The sequence below is a fragment of the Arthrobacter sp. 8AJ genome (assembly GCF_902506025.1).
Classification (GTDB): domain Bacteria; phylum Actinomycetota; class Actinomycetes; order Actinomycetales; family Micrococcaceae; genus Arthrobacter.
This window is the reverse complement of the sequence record NZ_LR733289.1, coordinates 3,121,801-3,136,838: the sequence shown is the minus strand read 5'-3', so window position 1 is coordinate 3,136,838 and position 15,038 is coordinate 3,121,801. Positions and strand designations below refer to the sequence as shown.

17 protein-coding genes are annotated in these 15,038 nt (G+C 66.9%); 5 read left to right on the top strand and 12 right to left on the bottom strand.

From position 1 onward, the window contains the following. The first annotated feature begins 572 nt into the window (after positions 1-572). The 3 genes from BACI349Y_RS14520 to BACI349Y_RS14510 all read left to right on the top strand — a co-directional run bounded on the left by BACI349Y_RS14520 (position 573) and on the right by BACI349Y_RS14510 (position 2,048). Positions 573-1,007 (top strand): SRPBCC family protein, encoded by a 435-nt coding sequence (locus BACI349Y_RS14520; RefSeq protein WP_159632715.1) that lies wholly within the window; start codon positions 573-575, stop codon positions 1,005-1,007. A 163-nt stretch (positions 1,008-1,170) separates the two neighbouring features. Next, positions 1,171-1,668 (top strand): hypothetical protein, encoded by a 498-nt coding sequence (locus BACI349Y_RS14515; protein ID WP_159632714.1) that lies wholly within the window; start codon positions 1,171-1,173, stop codon positions 1,666-1,668. A 113-nt stretch (positions 1,669-1,781) separates the two neighbouring features. Then, positions 1,782-2,048, top strand: coding sequence for a hypothetical protein (locus tag BACI349Y_RS14510; protein ID WP_159632713.1), 267 nt, complete (start codon positions 1,782-1,784; stop codon positions 2,046-2,048). A 24-nt stretch (positions 2,049-2,072) separates the two neighbouring features. Here BACI349Y_RS14510 and BACI349Y_RS14505 read toward each other — a convergent pair whose 3' ends face one another. From BACI349Y_RS14505 to BACI349Y_RS14490, 5 genes are all read right to left on the bottom strand, one after another. After that, positions 2,073-2,471 (bottom strand): YybH family protein, encoded by a 399-nt coding sequence (locus tag BACI349Y_RS14505; RefSeq protein ID WP_159632712.1) that lies wholly within the window; start codon positions 2,469-2,471, stop codon positions 2,073-2,075. 65 nt (positions 2,472-2,536) lie between these two features. Then, the gene (locus tag BACI349Y_RS14500) at positions 2,537-3,139 is read right to left on the bottom strand and encodes a TMEM175 family protein (RefSeq protein ID WP_159632711.1); all 603 of its coding nucleotides are present in this window, start codon (positions 3,137-3,139) and stop codon (positions 2,537-2,539) included. 38 nt (positions 3,140-3,177) lie between these two features. Continuing rightward, complete coding sequence (locus BACI349Y_RS20330) at positions 3,178-3,852, bottom strand: PEP-utilizing enzyme (RefSeq protein ID WP_236560848.1); 675 nt, start codon at positions 3,850-3,852, stop codon at positions 3,178-3,180. A gap of 83 nt (positions 3,853-3,935) precedes the next feature. Continuing rightward, the gene (locus BACI349Y_RS14495; RefSeq protein WP_236560846.1) at positions 3,936-5,813 is read right to left on the bottom strand and encodes a PEP/pyruvate-binding domain-containing protein; all 1,878 of its coding nucleotides are present in this window, start codon (positions 5,811-5,813) and stop codon (positions 3,936-3,938) included. Then, the gene (locus BACI349Y_RS14490) at positions 5,810-6,454 is read right to left on the bottom strand and encodes a DUF998 domain-containing protein (protein WP_236560845.1); all 645 of its coding nucleotides are present in this window, start codon (positions 6,452-6,454) and stop codon (positions 5,810-5,812) included. The genes BACI349Y_RS14495 and BACI349Y_RS14490 overlap by 4 nt, the downstream gene beginning before the upstream one ends. 327 nt (positions 6,455-6,781) lie before the next feature. On the opposite strand from BACI349Y_RS14490, the gene BACI349Y_RS14485 reads away from it, so the two are divergent. Further along, a complete protein-coding gene (locus BACI349Y_RS14485) occupies positions 6,782-7,102 on the top strand; it encodes a GYD domain-containing protein (protein WP_159632709.1) in 321 nt (106 codons plus the stop codon). A 445-nt stretch (positions 7,103-7,547) separates the two neighbouring features. Here the strand turns inward: BACI349Y_RS14485 and BACI349Y_RS14480 are convergent, their stop codons facing one another. From BACI349Y_RS14480 to pxpA, 6 genes are all read right to left on the bottom strand, one after another. Further along, the gene (locus tag BACI349Y_RS14480) at positions 7,548-7,865 is read right to left on the bottom strand and encodes a hypothetical protein (RefSeq protein ID WP_159632708.1); all 318 of its coding nucleotides are present in this window, start codon (positions 7,863-7,865) and stop codon (positions 7,548-7,550) included. 172 nt (positions 7,866-8,037) lie between these two features. Then, the gene (locus BACI349Y_RS14475) at positions 8,038-9,024 is read right to left on the bottom strand and encodes a biotin-dependent carboxyltransferase family protein (protein ID WP_159632707.1); all 987 of its coding nucleotides are present in this window, start codon (positions 9,022-9,024) and stop codon (positions 8,038-8,040) included. Continuing rightward, a complete protein-coding gene (locus tag BACI349Y_RS14470; protein ID WP_159632706.1) occupies positions 9,014-9,919 on the bottom strand; it encodes a 5-oxoprolinase subunit B family protein in 906 nt (301 codons plus the stop codon). The genes BACI349Y_RS14475 and BACI349Y_RS14470 overlap by 11 nt, the downstream gene beginning before the upstream one ends. Next, on the bottom strand, positions 9,916-11,265 hold the full coding sequence (locus BACI349Y_RS14465) for an acetyl-CoA carboxylase biotin carboxylase subunit (protein WP_159632705.1): 1,350 nt from the start codon (positions 11,263-11,265) through the stop codon (positions 9,916-9,918). The genes BACI349Y_RS14470 and BACI349Y_RS14465 overlap by 4 nt, the downstream gene beginning before the upstream one ends. A 9-nt stretch (positions 11,266-11,274) precedes the next feature. After that, on the bottom strand, positions 11,275-11,514 hold the full coding sequence (locus tag BACI349Y_RS14460; protein WP_018770516.1) for an acetyl-CoA carboxylase: 240 nt from the start codon (positions 11,512-11,514) through the stop codon (positions 11,275-11,277). Positions 11,515-11,527: 13 nt separating this feature from the next. Then, positions 11,528-12,280 carry a 5-oxoprolinase subunit PxpA gene (gene pxpA, locus BACI349Y_RS14455; protein WP_328699861.1) on the bottom strand — a complete coding sequence of 251 codons (753 nt, stop codon included), beginning with the start codon at positions 12,278-12,280 and terminating at the stop codon, positions 11,528-11,530. Between the two features lie 112 nt (positions 12,281-12,392). Here pxpA and BACI349Y_RS14450 point away from each other — a divergent pair, with 112 nt between their 5' ends. Continuing rightward, positions 12,393-13,838, top strand: coding sequence for a PucR family transcriptional regulator (locus BACI349Y_RS14450; protein WP_159632703.1), 1,446 nt, complete (start codon positions 12,393-12,395; stop codon positions 13,836-13,838). On the opposite strand, the gene BACI349Y_RS14445 is transcribed toward BACI349Y_RS14450, so the two are convergent. Next, positions 13,835-14,890, bottom strand: a complete 1,056-nt coding sequence (locus tag BACI349Y_RS14445; protein ID WP_159632702.1) for a LacI family DNA-binding transcriptional regulator — start codon at positions 14,888-14,890, stop codon at positions 13,835-13,837. The two genes, BACI349Y_RS14450 and BACI349Y_RS14445, sit on opposite strands and share 4 nt — an antisense overlap. Positions 14,891-15,038: the final 148 nt, after the last annotated feature.

The following is a 15,038-nucleotide window of genomic DNA, read 5'->3' as shown; positions in this document are numbered from 1 at the left end:
TTGACTGACATAGTGTGCCGTAATTGGAGGCCCCGGGTCGTGCCCAACCGCAGGGTTGGCGCAGGAGTCGGGAAGGATTGCCCGACTTCCGCCGGAACCGACCAGCTGGGAGGATCGCCGCCGCTAAGCTCTTGCGTGGCGTCAGCGGTAGTGGGGGGCTGACGCACCAAACTTTTCCTGAACACATCCTCGGGAATCTCCGTGTCCGGCCACACGTTCCTGCCTGAAGCGACGCCGGCTTTCGGCACCCGCTGGGCAGCTCCGCTGTATGCCGGCAGCCCGGGGTGCCGCGCAGGGCGAAAGGGTGACGGGGACGGCGTGGCCTGCCCGGTGGAGCTTCCGCTATACCGCGTTTGGCGTTGCCTGGGGAGGGGCGTCCTTGTTCAGCGCCAGACCGGCGATGATCGCGCCGGCCAGCAGGAGTATGAACGGCGTTTGGAGAATCGGGACCAGGAGCGCGAAGCCCGGGGGCGGTTCGGGCCGTTCATGCCTTCCCCGGACGGTCCGCAGATGGCAGATTGTTCCTTGGCGCCGGGATAGCCGGACACGAAAAAATACGCTTAGGGGGCACCATGGCTCACGCCGAGAACCAGATCACCATCAGCCGTTCGCCCGACGAGGTATATGCGTTCCTGGCCGACGGGCTGAACAACACGGCCTGGCGCGCAGGCGTTCAGTCGATCTCGCTGAAGAGCGGCACTCCCGGAATGCTTGGCGCGGTGTACAGGCAGACGCTGAGCGGACCCGGCGGCCGGCCCATCGACGGCGACTACGAGATCACCGCCGCCGAACCCGGCAGGCTCCTCGGCTTCCAGGTGGTGGCCGGTCCTGCCCGCCCGTCCGGCGCCTACCACCTCGGGCCATCCGACGGCGGGACAACGGTCCGCTTCACCCTGGACCTGCACCCCAAGGGACTGATGAAACTCGTCGGGCCGATGGTCCAGCGCACCATGGACCAGGAGGTAGCCCAGCTGGCACAGCTCAAAACAGTCCTCGAGGCGCGGTAGGCGCAGTAGGAGGCCGGCACCCAAGCCAATGCCTTTGCGGGACGAGCACGCAGGGGAGGACTCCCCATCCCGCGCCCTGTCATTTCATCCAATCGGTGTGCTTATATGGGCCTGCGTTGCAGCGCGCCAGCTGCATCGAGCCACCCACCACGTTGGAGAAATCATGAAGGTCCCGCAGGGCAAATTGAAATTCAAAGGCTTATCGGCGCTTGTCGCCGTCGCACTGACCGCCGGGGCATCCCTGGTGGCGGCGGTTCCTGCCGACGCCGCGAACCTGTGCGGCACGGGCTACACCTATATCGGGTCGCACCCCATCACCGTGCCCAGCTACAGCAAGGACTACCGGTACGGAAAGCCGGGTACCAAAACCGGGTCCATTGACGTCTACTGGAACTCCACAGCACGCAAGAACTGCTCAGTGGCCTACGCCTATGGCCCCACCTACGGGGTAAGGATGTACCGCGAGAACATGATCGGCAGGTACCCTTCCTACGGCCCGGACGATGTTTCGCATGACTACTACTCCTACTATGCGGGACCGGTCTACACGGACACCCAACCGGTCGGTGGCCAGTGCATCACACTGGACGCGAGCTTCGGGCCTAACTCGACCGACAAATTCAGCTGGGGAGCAGCGTTCTACAGCCCGGTGCACTGCTGAGCCATTGAATGACGACGGCGGCATCCACGGCTGGGTGCCGCCGCTGCTGTTTGGTGCCCTAGCGTGAGGCAGTCACACTGGAGGCTGCACCCCCCCAACGAAAGCAGGACCCCGTGATCACTCTCCAGCAGGACGCCGACGGTTTCGTCCGCATGAACCGCCACTACCCGGCCAGTGTCCGGATCCGGATTGCCTTCAACGATGGCAGCACCGGCGAGTTTTCCGGCCGGGTCCTCAACAACGCCTACGACGCCGCGCTCGCCGAGTTCCGCGCCCAGAACGGCCTCGACGCGAAGGGCTTCAACCGGACTCCGGCAGGCCGGACCAACTCCGGCAACAAACTGGACTTCGTTCCTGTGAACCCGGGCATGGGGGAGTAGCCGGAGCGACAAACCTGCGGGTGGTCACACGGCAAGGGCATCGGCATGCCGGTGAGCAACCTTCCACTGCCCGCCCTCGCGCCGGTAGACCTGCGTGGCCCGGAGCGTGAGGCCGGTGGGCTCGCCGTCCCGTCGGAATGAGATGCGTTCGATGCCGGCGGTGTAGGCCATGTCTCCTATGACATCGCATGCCTGCAACTCGAACTCGTACGATGTGCAGTTGGAAAAGCTGTTTTCCAGGAACCTGAAGATTTGCTCTACTTCTGCCAGCCCGTAGGCGTTGCGGAAGGCCCCCAGGATGCTCACCGGCTCACATTGCGACCAGATGGCGCGCCGGGGGTCCGCGTCGCCGTTGTGCAGGGCGACTTCCGCGTCGTGCAGGGTCGTTTTGACCCACTGAATGAAGTCTTTGCGGTCACTCATGGCGTCAAGGTACCCGTGCCGTGCGGGCCCGGCAAGGGGGAAAGCACCGGTGCAGTAACCGGTGGTTACGCCTGCCCGGCGCTGTCCTGGTGGGCCGTCACCACAAAGTGTTCCACCCGCCGGTCCGGAACCAGCCAGATCAGAGCGACGATGGTGAAGACCGCGACTCCCAGCAGCGGCTGAACGAAGGTGAGGGCGATGCCGGTGAGGTAGATCAGCGGCGAGGCCTTGCCCTTCCAGTCCTTGCCTACGGCCTGGGCCAGGGCCCCATCCTTGCCCTGCACGGCGATCAGCCGCCGCTCCAGGATGAAGTAGGCGATCGCGGCGCACAAAAGGTTGACGCCGTACAGCAGCACAGGAACCTGCAGGAAACCGGACTCGTCCATCCACCTGGTGGTGAACGGGAACAGGGACAGCCAGAACAGCAGGTGGAGGTTGGCCCAGAGGATGCCGCCGCTCACCCGGCTGGCGAGGTGGATCATGTGGTGGTGGTTGTTCCAGTAGATCCCCACATACACGAAGCTCAGGAGATAGGTGAAGATCGTGGGCAGGATGGCGGCGACGCCTGCCCACGTGGGTTCCTCGGGCGTGTGCAGTTCCAGCACCATGATGGTGATGATGATCGCCAGTACGCCGTCACTGAAAGCCTCAAGCCGGTTTTTATTCACCCGAACATCATGCACGCAAAGTCACGTGGACAGGGGCCTCACACGACGATGGTGACCGTGCCCGCGTCGCCGTCCACGCTCACCTTCTGTCCACCGGCCAGCCGCTGCGTCGCCACCCCCGTGCCCAGGACGGCCGGGATGCCGTACTCGCGGGCCACGATGGAGCTGTGGCTCAGCGGGCCACCCACATCGGTGACCACAGCGGAGGCCATCGCGAACAACGGCGTCCAGGCCGGAGTGGTCATGCGGGCTACCAGCACTTCGCCGGGCTGCATCAGGCCGAAGTCCTCGGGACCGCGCAGCACGCGGGCAGGCGCAGTCACCCGGCCGGAACTCGCACCCGCGCCCTTGATCACGTCGCCGGACTGGCGCTGCGATCCCGCCGGCATCATCGAGCCGAAGGCCTTCTCCATCCACGCTTTTTGCGGCAGCATCTGCGGGGCTTCGGCCTTCGCCTGGCCGCGCCACAGTATCCTGCGTTCCTCGACGGCGGCGGCCCGGACCGGCCGCGACGCACCGGCCAGGGAAACATTGGCCTCCACGTCCGCCAGCCCAAACTCCACCGCACTCTGAAGTTCCTGGAAGCGCAGCCAGAACACGTCGTCGGGTGCGGCGATGACACCGGAGAGCACCAGGCGCCGGCCGAGTTCCCGCAGTATCCGCCGCAGCAGCGGCCAGGCGAGTCCGACGTCGGCCAGGGCATCCTCACGCACCGGCGCTGTCTCCTGCGCCCATTTCAGCACCCGGAGAAAGAGGGCCCGGCGCCGCGGGCCCAGGCGCGACGCCACCTCCCGGGTCAGTGCCCCCGCCGCTCGGTCAGCAGCCGCTGCCGCTCATGCGGGTCGGTGCCCTGCCCGCGCAGGTAGAACTTCACCGTTTCCAGCTGCGCGGACGGGTTGTCCGCCGGCACGGGGGTGGCGAAGTCCAGGTTGTAGACCGCGTGCCCGTAGAGGTCCAGATGTTCCTGGAAGGTGAACCGCCATTCCTGCCACAACACGTCCTCCACGCCCTCCGGCGTGGAACCTGTCCGCAGGCACTCGGCGAGTTCCGGCGTCGGCCGTTCAAGCAATGCCTTTACCAGGGAAGGATCGCTGCGCGCCCAGCCCGCGAGGTCGTATAGGGACTTTTCCGCCCGGATGGGCTCGCTGTCAAAGCCCAGTAGGAACTCCTGAGCCGCGGGATCGCCTTCGCGCCGGACAGCCTTGTAGCAGGCCCGGAAGGACAGTTCGCTCATGTCGGCCATCGGGATGATGGACTGCACGGCGGTGTAGTACACGGTTCCCGCGTCCAGGAGGGCCCGCACGCCCGCCAGCAGCTCCTCTCCCGAAAGCTCCGTTGGTGGCTTCGCTGACCAGTCCTTGATGATGCGTTCGTAGCGCGGATGCGAGTAGTCGCGCCAGCCCGCGACGCCCATATGCGCCTTGCCGCCGAACAGTGCCCCCATGGCCGGCACCGTCCTGCCCGTCATCCGCAGCATGGGCCAGGTGCGGTAGTAGTAATAGGCGTAGCCGTTGACGGTGGGGAAGCGGACGTCGCCCTCGCGGAGGGAGCCCGGCCCCAGCGCCTGGTTCATCAGGGCGGACAGCGAGCGGGACACCGAGCCGTCGACGAGGTCGGCGAAAAGCGGGGTGAGCGGTTCCGGCATCTGCTCCACGATGCTCGCCCGGAAGTAGAGGCCCTTGGGGTAGGGGACAGGCCATTCCGTGGGGACGTCCGCCGCGGGTTCGGGCAGCGCGGTGATGGGCCGGGACTGGAGCAGGAAGAACGTGCCGTCCGCCCTGGCCCACTCGATGTCCTGCGGGGCCCCGAAGTGGTCAGCGATCCGCTGTCCGTGGGCGGCGAGCTCGGCCGCCGCGGCATCGTCCAGGACCGGCGCACGACGGCGGTCTTCCGCCACCTTTTCCTCAGCCGTCCCGTCCTCCGTCAAGACCGTCATGACCTCCTTGTCGGCTGTCTGCCGCGTGAGGACTGTGCCCGTGTGGGCGTCCACGGTCAGGTCGTCGGTGGTGACCTGACCGCTGACCACGGCCTCGCCCAGGCCCCACGCGGCGCTGATCACCGTCTGGTCGCGGCGGCCGTTCGCGGGGTTGGCCGTGAACATCACCCCGGCTGCCTCGGCCTCCACCATCTGCTGGATTACGACGGCGAGACGCACCTGGCCGGGCAGCACGCCTTCGCGGGCACGGTAGGCCATGGCGCGCGCCGTCCAGAGGGAGGCCCAGCAGTTGATGACGGCCTTGGCCAGGGCGTCCAGGCCGCGGATGTTGAGGTAGCTTTCCTGCTGCCCGGCGAAACTGGCGGAGGCGAGGTCCTCGGCCGTGGCGGAGGAGCGGACCGACACGGCGGTGTCCCCGCCGCCGAGGGGTTCATACGCTGACTCAAGTTCGGCCTGGATGGCGGCAGGCATGGAGCCTTTGCGGAACAGGGTCCGGATCAGCGCCGACGCATGCTCATACTCCTGCGGCGACGCATCAGGTGGCAGAGCGGCCAACTCCTGAATGGCCGCCCCGAGGTTGTTCCCGGCGGTGAAATCAGCGTACGCGGCGGTGGTGAGGACCACCCCCGGCGGGACCGGCAGCCCGGCCCGGATGAGGCCGCCCAGGCCCACGGCCTTTCCACCCGCCCCGGCGATGTCGCTCCGGTCCACGTCGCCCAGGTCCATCACGTAGGTCATGACGATGCCCCCTTACTGTCGATCGCCGTCGGCCGTTTCCAAAGCACTGCCGCCAGGACCGCAACCCATAGCAGGAACGCCCCGATGCTGATGCGCTCGCCGACGCCCAAGACGAGGTTCGGTCCCGGTGCTGCCATGAACGCGACCATACCCATGAGGGCTGACAGTGCGAGCGAGACGATCGAGTAGGCGCGCATCCGGCCGTGGAATCCTGCCTCGACAAAGCACATGGCGGCGACCATGAGGCCGAGCTGCACGTTGGTGGCCACGATGTGCGCCGGGATGGACGTGTCGTCGCCGAGGCGCAGCGGGAAAAGTGCGCCCATGATGTTCCAGAGCCCGTAGGCGGTGAGCAGACCGGCGCCGATGCGCAGGGCCCTGTGCCCGCGGACCGAGGTCCAGACGCCCAGTCCGAACGCGTTGAACAGGACCGTGTAGAGCCAGGTGAGCGGGGCCACGACCTGGTAGCCGGGGGAGCCGACGGCCAACAGTTCGCTCACCATCTGTTCGGTGCGCCGGTAGCCGGCCCATTGGGACGCCGCAATGCCGTCGGTGAACACCACGTAGAGCAGTGATGACAGCGGCCCGGCCGCGAGGAGGGCGATGCGCAGGGTTTCCTTGCCGCGGCTTTCGAACGGCACAGCCGGTCTTTGTCCGGGGAGTCGTCCTCCTGCAATTGACATCTTGGAATGTCCTCAGAGCCCGCACTCCAGCAACCGGTAGGCGCAGGGCACGCGGGCGGAAGCCTGGACGCCTACCTGTTCCAGCGTCTGCCCAGCGCGGATGCATGCCTAGGGCCGAACGGCCTTGGGGGCTGCGGTAGGGCAGGAACGCTGACCCCTATTCCTGTTATTGGGTATCCGGGAATCTTGACTGCACCGGCCCCCGGGAATACGTTCCGCCTTATCGGCGCCGGTCCCGGTAAACCACGGAATGAGGCGCCGGCGGACAGGCCAGGAGGAAAGACCATGCCGAAGTATCTGTTTGAAGCAACGTACGTGGGCCAGGGCATCAAGGGGCTCATGCAGGAAGGCGGTACCGCGCGGCGTGACGCCCTGACGGAAGCCCTGAAGTCTGTGGGAGGCACGCTGGAAAGCTTCTACTACGCCTTTGGGTACTACGACGTCCTGGGCGTTTTTGAGATTCCGGACGATGCCAGCGCCGCAGCGCTGTCACTGCTGATCAATTCGTCGGGGACCGTCAACGTCCGGCTGAAGCCGCTCCTTACCGTGGAGGACCTCGACGCGGCCGCCAAGAAGACCCCGTCCTACCGGGCGCCGGGACAGTAGGGGAGTGACGCGCCTGGGCCGGCGGGCCGCCGTCGGAAATTACGACGGCGGCCTCCCGCCGCGTGGGGCGAATTACTGCGGACACTGCCTGGCGGCGAGAAGCGCGAGATCGTAGATCAGCTGCTGGACTTCGCGCTCGCGGCCGCTGACCCTTGGGACCGGCGTCTGGGAGGGCGCGGTTGCTTTGCGCGGTGGTGCCGGAACGGGGCGGTGCGCTGCGGAATTACTTGGACTGCCGGGTCCCGCGTTGCGGGCTCCGTCAGTGATATTGCCTTGAAATGCGTCCGTCGTGAGCAAGATATTTCCCCCTGGTCGAACCTGTGACCACCTTAGGAAGCGGCATTCGCATTCGGAAGGGCTTTTGTCCATTGAGGGGATTTATTGCCTCAATCTTGATCGAAACCTGTAGTAGGGGAGCGGCAGTCAGGAAAGCCATGTCCTGCTGTTACGCGTTGCCTGCACCTTGCCCGGTGTCCTCCCACAGGACATCCAGGTTGTGGAAGATCACGGGCCCGTCGCACAGCTCGGCCATCCGGGCAGCGAACTCGGACGTCTCCGGACGGCCGGAGTTCTCCATGGCCGAGTCAAAGGAATCGAAGTCCACGATCGTGAAGTAGTGCCCGGGATGGTCCCGGTCAGCGGTGGCAATGATGTGGCGGAAGGTGGGCGGAGTGGTTCCCTCGGTTTGGGAGGGGCGGCCCAGCTCTTCGATCTCCTTGATGCGGGAGGATGTGAATTCGATGATCTGCACAAACCCGGCCATGATGGCTCCTCGACGGCGGTGGACGCTGATGCGCATCACGGTAGACCCGGTGGCGGCCTGCGCACAGGGGGAAAATTACCCTACTTCCCCCGCCGAAAGCGTGCCGCGCGGCAGATCAATCGGCCAGCGACGAGGAGCGGCGGGCCCTGGGCAGGGGACCCGCCGCTGCCCATCAGCGGTTGGCGCCCAGTGCCGCCCAGGCCTTGGTCCGGCGTTCGGCAAGATCCCTGCGGGCCGCCAGGGCATCAGCCAGGCTGACAGCGGCAAACCGGGTCGCCGTTCCGGGCGCCGCCCGGGCCACCAGGTCCATGTCAGCGCTGATCACGGTGCCCACCATCGCGTAGCCGCCGCCGGAGACGGCATCGCGGTGCAGGATGATCGGCTGGGTGCCACCGGGAATCTGGATGGATCCCACGGCATACCCCGCATCCACGATGTTGGAAGGGTCCGAGCCGGCGCCGAACGGCTGTTCGCGCTCCTTCCATTTCACCCCCGGTCCGGAGTAGCGCAGACCCATCCGGTCGGCCACGGGAGTCACTTTCCACTCCTCGTTGAGGAGATTGCCCAGGCCTTCCTCGGTCAGGCGGTGGTCGTACAACCCCAGCACAATCCGGACTTCCTGCTCCTTGGCGAAAACAGGCCGGAATTCATCCGGGACGCTTTCGGCCTGGGGGAGTCTTCCCCCGTTGAGGGGAGCGCCCACGGGGACAACGTCGCCCGCTTCAAGCTTGCGGCCCTTGAATCCGCCGATGGCGCCCAGGCTGTACGTGGACCGGCTGCCCAGCACCTCCGGGACGTCGATGCCGCCCTGGACCGCGATGTAGTAGCGGGTGCCGCCCTGGATCACGCCGAAGGAAAGCTGGTCCCCGGCCTTCAGCAGCAGGCGGCTCCACTGGGTCCGCGGCTCCCCGTTGACCTTCACCTCCACAGGGGCGCCGGTGACGGCGATGACGGCGTCGCTGTCGGTGGTCAGCACCGGGCCCAGGTAGGTGCACTCCAGGACCGCTTCGCGTGCGGTGTTTCCCACCAGGGCGTTTCCCAGCTCGGCGGAGTACTGGTCCATGGAACCGCTTTGCGGGATGCCCACGTTGTAGTGGCCCGTGCGCCCCTGGTCCTGGACCGTGGTGGCCAGGCCCGGGTTTCCAATTTCAAATGCCATTGAGGGCCTCCATGAGTTCACGGTTGTAGCCTTCCGGGTCGGCCAGCGCCCTGGACAGCTCGAACGTCACCGGCGCCTGCCGGTAGCGGAAGGTGCCGGCGGAGATCTCCGCCTGGATGGCGTTGTATTCCGCCTCCGTGACCGGTTTGAACTTCACGATGTCCCCGGGGCGGAAGAACACCATGAAGTCCTTGAAGTCCGCCAGGGCCTGGCCGGGGTCGAAGATGGGGGCGGCGGCCAAGCCGAACATCTGGTAACCGCCGGCCCCCCGGACGGAATAGATGCAGCCGAAGCATCCGCCGTGCCCCACGGTCAGCTTGGGGGTGTCCGTCCGCGGGCTCAGGTACTTGGGGACCTCCAGCTGCTTCTCGCGGTCCACCAGCTGGAACAGGAACGGCAGCCCGGCCACGAAGCCCACCATGGACACCAGCCACGGCTGTTCGTGGTGCCGCTGGATGAACTCCGCGGCGTCCTTGAGGTGGTTGACCTTGGCCGCGTAGTCGATGTCGCTGCCTTCGGGCTCCTGGTGGAACCCTTCGCGGAACCGCTCTGCCACTTCCGCGGTGAACGGGTCCTCGTACCAGACCGGGACTTCAACGATCCGGGTCTCCAGTGCGCGTTCCTGGTGGGACGTCAGGTCCCGCTCGATGTCGCGCACAGCAGTTTCCAGCTCTTCGGGAGGCAGGACGTCGGGGTCGAAGCGCACCAGCAGGGAAGCGTTGGCCGGGCAGATGTCCACGATTCCCGGGAGCCCGGCGTCGGACAACCTGCCGGCGATGGACATGACCTTGAAGTTCGCGGGCAGGCTCATCGCTTCGGAGACTTCCACGAACAGGAATTCGTCCCCGCCCCAGGTGTAGCGCGCACCCGGGAGGACGGCGGCTTCGGTGGTCATTTTGCCCCCATGAGGTCGGCTGCGGTTTCAATGAACTTGGAGTGGTGGCTGACCTCGGCGAATTCGGGCCGCGCCAGCAGTGCCAGGTGGACGGGGACGGTGGTCTTGACCCCTTCAATGTGTGTTGCCTCCAGCGCCGCCACGGTGGCCGCGATGGCGGCATCCCGGTCCGGGGCGTGGACGGCCAGCTTGGCCAGGAGGGAGTCGTAGTACGGGCTCACCACCGAACCTGCTTCCACCCCGGTGTCCACCCGGATCCCCTCACCCGAGGGCCAGTCCAGGGACCGGATGGTTCCCGGGCTGGGGAAGAAGTGGTGGCTGGGGTCTTCCGCGTTGATGCGGCATTCGATGGCGTGGCCGCTGAAGTGCACGTCGTCCTGGGAAATGGACATGGCTCCGGTGGAGGCAATCAGCAGCTGCTCGCGGACCAGGTCCACGCCGGTGATCTGCTCGGTGATGGGGTGCTCCACCTGGATGCGGGTGTTCATTTCAATGAATGCGGCCTCGTGGTTGACGGAGTCGTACAGGAACTCCACGGTGCCCACTCCGTGGTAGCCGCACTGGCGGGCAAGGGCCACGGAGGATTCCCTGATGGTGGCGCGGACGGAGTCAGGAAGGTTGGGGGCGGGGGCTTCCTCCAGCACTTTCTGGGATCGGCGCTGCATGGAACAGTCGCGGTCGCCGAGGTGGATGAAGTTGGTCCCGTCGCCCAGGACCTGCACCTCCACGTGGCGGGCGTGCTCCACGAACCGTTCCAGGTAGACGGTGGCGTCGCCGAAGACGGCGGCGGCCTCGCCCCGGGCCATCTCGATGGTTTCCAGGAGCTCGCTTTCGTCGTGCACGAACCGGATGCCCCGGCCGCCGCCGCCGGCGGACGCCTTCACCACCAGCGGGTAGCCGATGGCACGGGCAATGTCGACGGCGTCGGCTTCCGGATCCAGGGGACCGTCAGACCCCTTGAGCACGGGGACGCCGGCGTTGGCTGCCGCCTCCCGGGCCAGGGACTTGTTGCCCATCATGGCGATGGTGTCCGCGTTCGGTCCCACCCAGGTGAGGCCGGCGTCTGCCACCTTCCGGGCGAAGCCGGCGTTCTCCGAGAGGAAACCGTAGCCCGGGTGCACGGCGTCGCACCCCTGCTCGATTGCCGCGGCGACCAGGGCGTCCTGGTTCAGGTAGCTGGCGGTTGCCTGGGCCGGGCCCACCACCACGTAGTGGTCGGCTGTCCGGGCTGCCAGCGATTCCGCGTCGGGCTCGCTGACCCCCAGGACGGTTTCGATGCCCATGTCGCGGGCGGTCCGGGCGATCCGCACGGCGATCTCGCCGCGGTTTGCGATGAACAGTTTCATGGGCTGCCTTTATCCTTCCCGGATGACGACGATGGAGTCGCCCGGGTTGACCATGTCGCCTTCGTTGACTTCAAAGGATTCCAGGGTCCCGGCGACGTCGGACTGGATCTCGGTGAACTGCTTCATTATTTCCACGATGCCGATGGTCTGGCCGACTTCGATGGTGTCGCCTTCATTGGCGAACGGGGGTTTGCCCGGCCCGGGCTTGCGGTAGAAGACTCCGGGAAGGGGTGAAACGATCGTGGCCATGTGCTGCTCGCTTTCAGGAGTGGGTGGATCGGGATGAGTCGAGTGCCTTGCGGACGGCGGAGGCGACGGCGACGGCGTTGGGTGCATCCGAGTGGACGCAGATGCTTTGGAAGGCGATGTTCAGGGGAGTGCCGTCGACGGCGGGCACGGGCCCGCCTGCCACCGCCCGGCTGACGCGTTCCGCGGCGGCGTCCGGGTCGGTGGGTGCGGGGCGTCGCTGGATGAGGAGCTCGCCGCCGGGGCCGTAGTTGAGGTCCACGTAGAGCTCCGCAACGAAATCCACGCCCATGGCGCGGCACACGGATTCATGGGCGGTCCCGGCCAGGCCGTAGAACGGAACACCGAACTGCTTGGCTGTTCCGGCCGCCGCCTGCATGAGGTCTTCGTCGCCGGCGAGCATGCCGTAGAGCGCGCCGTGGGGTTTGATGTGGTTCAGGGACATCCCGTTCTTGGCCAGGAAGGCGGTCAGCGCCCCGGTCTGGTACAGGATGATGGACTCGACCTCCTCGGGGGTGAGCACCATGCGGCGGCGGCCGAACCCCATGGGATCGGGGAGCCCGGGATGGGCGCCCACGGCCACGCCGTGTTCGGCGGCAAGGGCCACCGTCCGGTTCATGACGTCCGGGTCCCCGGCGTGGTAGCCGCAGGCCACGTTGGCGACGTCGATGATTTCCATGAGTGCGGCGTCGTTGCCGAACTCGTGCAGGCCGAAACCTTCACCCATGTCCGAATTCAGGAGCACCTGGGCAGGCGTGGTTTGCGTCACGTTTTTTTGCATGCAGGCAACGGTACAGAGGCGGGGACCCGGCCGGAATTGGGCGGATCGCCGAATGTGGCCACGCGGATTATGCTTTTTGCACTAACCAGGAGGGCCTGCCATGCGTGTTGCCGATCTCGCCGCGGATTCCGCGCTGAACATCCGCCTTGCCGTGCCGGGAAGTCCGGGACGCCTGGCCCGGCCCATCGCCTGGTGCGCCCCCACGGAGCACATGGACCCCACGCCCTTCCTCAGCGTCAACGCGCTGCTGCTCACCAATGGGATGGGCCTGAACGTCAAGGACTACCGGATCTGGGATGCCTACGTGGAGCGGCTGATGTCCGTGCCCGTCTCGGGTCTGGTCTTCGGCCTGGGCGCAGCGCACCGGGAACTGCCGCCGGGGCTGGTGAAGGCCTGCGAAGCGCATGGCCTTCCGTTGCTTGAACTGCCTCCGGAGGTGCCGTTCATCCAGGTGATGCGGCACGTGGATCAACTTATCGCCGCCGAACGCTATGCCGAGCTGCGCGCGGGGTGGGACCTGGCGGATGAGTGCACCAGGCTGGCGGCGGGCGGCCACTCGTTGGCGCAGGTCCTGGAACGGGTGGCCACCACCATCCGGGCGCGGGTGGCGGTCCTGGACCACAACGGGTTTGAACTCATGGCGGCAGGTACGGCCGGGGGCGGGACGGCCCGGACCATCCTGAGCCTGCCCAGCGGCGGAATCCTCCGGTTCAGGCTGGCTATCGAGGGAATCAAGAGCAGCCTGGTGCTGCAGCCGCTGCTGGGGCCGGTGGCTGCGGTGATTGCCATGCAGCTGAGCTACACCCTGGGGTCCCGGTCGCCCCTGCATTCGCGGGAAGCTGCCCGGTTGATCGAGGCGCTCTACGAGGCCCGGGGGACTCCGGCGCCGGCCCTGCGGCGCTACGCGGCGGAGGCCGGGTTCGAGCCGGACAGGGAGTGGGGAGTCGTGCTGATCGGCGGTGCGGGCGAGGTTGCGCCGGCCAAGCTGCGGACCATCGCCTGGCGGGTGCGGGTGGGCCTGCAGGCTGAATTCGGGACCGTGCGGTTCATGGAGGAGGCCGGCCTGACGACGGTGCTGGTGCAGCGCGGGGAAGCGGGGATGGAGCTCATGGAAGCCGTCCAAAAGTCCTTCCAGGACGCGCCGGAACTGTCCGCCGTCGTCTCCGGGTGCGGGAACCTGGACGAACTGCCGCTGGTGCTCCAGCTGGCCCGCCGCCGTGTGGGCGAGCCGGGGCTCCATCAGGCGCCGGTCGCTGACCTGGCCGGCGTGGTGGAAGGCCTGCCCGGCGCCGGGCTGGTGGCCATGTCCCGGCGCCTCCTGGCCCCGTTGATGTCCGACGGCGGCACGGCCTTGCGCGAAACGCTTGAGGCATATTTGCGGTACAGCGGGAATACCCGTGAAACCTGTAGGGAGCTCTTCATCCACCGCAACACCCTGACGTACAGGTTGCGCAAGATCGAGGAGCTTCTCCGGGTTGACCTGGATGACGGCGAAGTGCGGGCCACCTGCCTGCTGGCACTGCGGATCGTCGCCGCCGGAACCTAGTTGGCGGCCATCTCGGCGGGCGCCCTGGCGGCGCTGCTTTCGCGGACGAACAAGGTGGGTTCCAGCTGTACGGGTTCGGGTTTTTCGCCCCTGAGTACGGCCTGGATGAGCTGCACCGCCGTCCGTCCAATGTCCGCCATGGGGGAGTGGACCGAGGTCAGCGGAATGGGAAGTTCGGCGGCCAGGGAGGTGTCGTTGTAGCCCACCACCGCCACGTCCTGTCCTACGGTGAGGCCGTGGGAGCGCAGGGCTCCCATCGCGCCGATGGCGGCGAAATCGTTGACCGCGAAGATTGCGGTGGGGCGCGGCCTGCCGCTGGCGAGGATCTTGTCCCCGGCTTCCCGGCCGCCGGCGGTATCGAATTTGGACCACACGACGTCGTCGTCGGAGATGGTGCCGCCCAGGGACCGCCAGCGGTCCAGGAACCCGGCGGTGCGGTCGACGGCGGTGCTTGCGTAGGGCTCGCCGGCAATGACCGCCACCTGCCGGTGGCCCATTTCCCAGAGGTGGCTGGCCACGAGTTCGCCGCCCACGACGTCGTCGCAGGTAGCGGACGGGTAGCCCGTCACCCGGCGGTTCATCAGGACGAACGGGACCTTCCGGTCCGTCAGCTCCTGCAGGAGGCCGCCGTCAAGATGGGCGTCGCCAATGATCAGGCCGTCCACCCGCCGGGCCAGCATGAGGTCGATCTTCCGCCGTTGTTCGTCCGGGTCATCGCGGGAGTTCATCACGAACGCGGAGTAGCCCACCTCGGCCGACGCCTCGTCGATGCCCTCGTACATGATGGCCAGGACCAGGTCCGAAAGCCGGGGGACGATGACCCCCAGCAGCTTGGTCCGCCGGGTGCGAAGGCTGGCGGCCTGCGGGTCGGGGGAGTAGCCCAGCTTGCGGGCCAGTTCACGGACGCGCTCGGCGGTGGCCGCCGAGGCCGCTCCCTTGGCCACGTCGGAACCGGAATGCAGGACCCTGGAGACAGTGGACGGATGGACGCCCAGCTCCCGAGCCAAATCCTTCAGCGTGACCGTCCGGCCGCCGTCGGCCTTTTCTTTCATGTCCCTCTCCTGCCCACCGGGGCCACTGTAGCCCAGGTCTGCCCGGGCTGCCCGGAAGGGCGCCAAGGTAACCCTTGACGTGACCCGCTTCACATCCTATAGTCGTTCATCAGCGCTACCCAAACGTTTGGGTAGACCACCCTAAAAC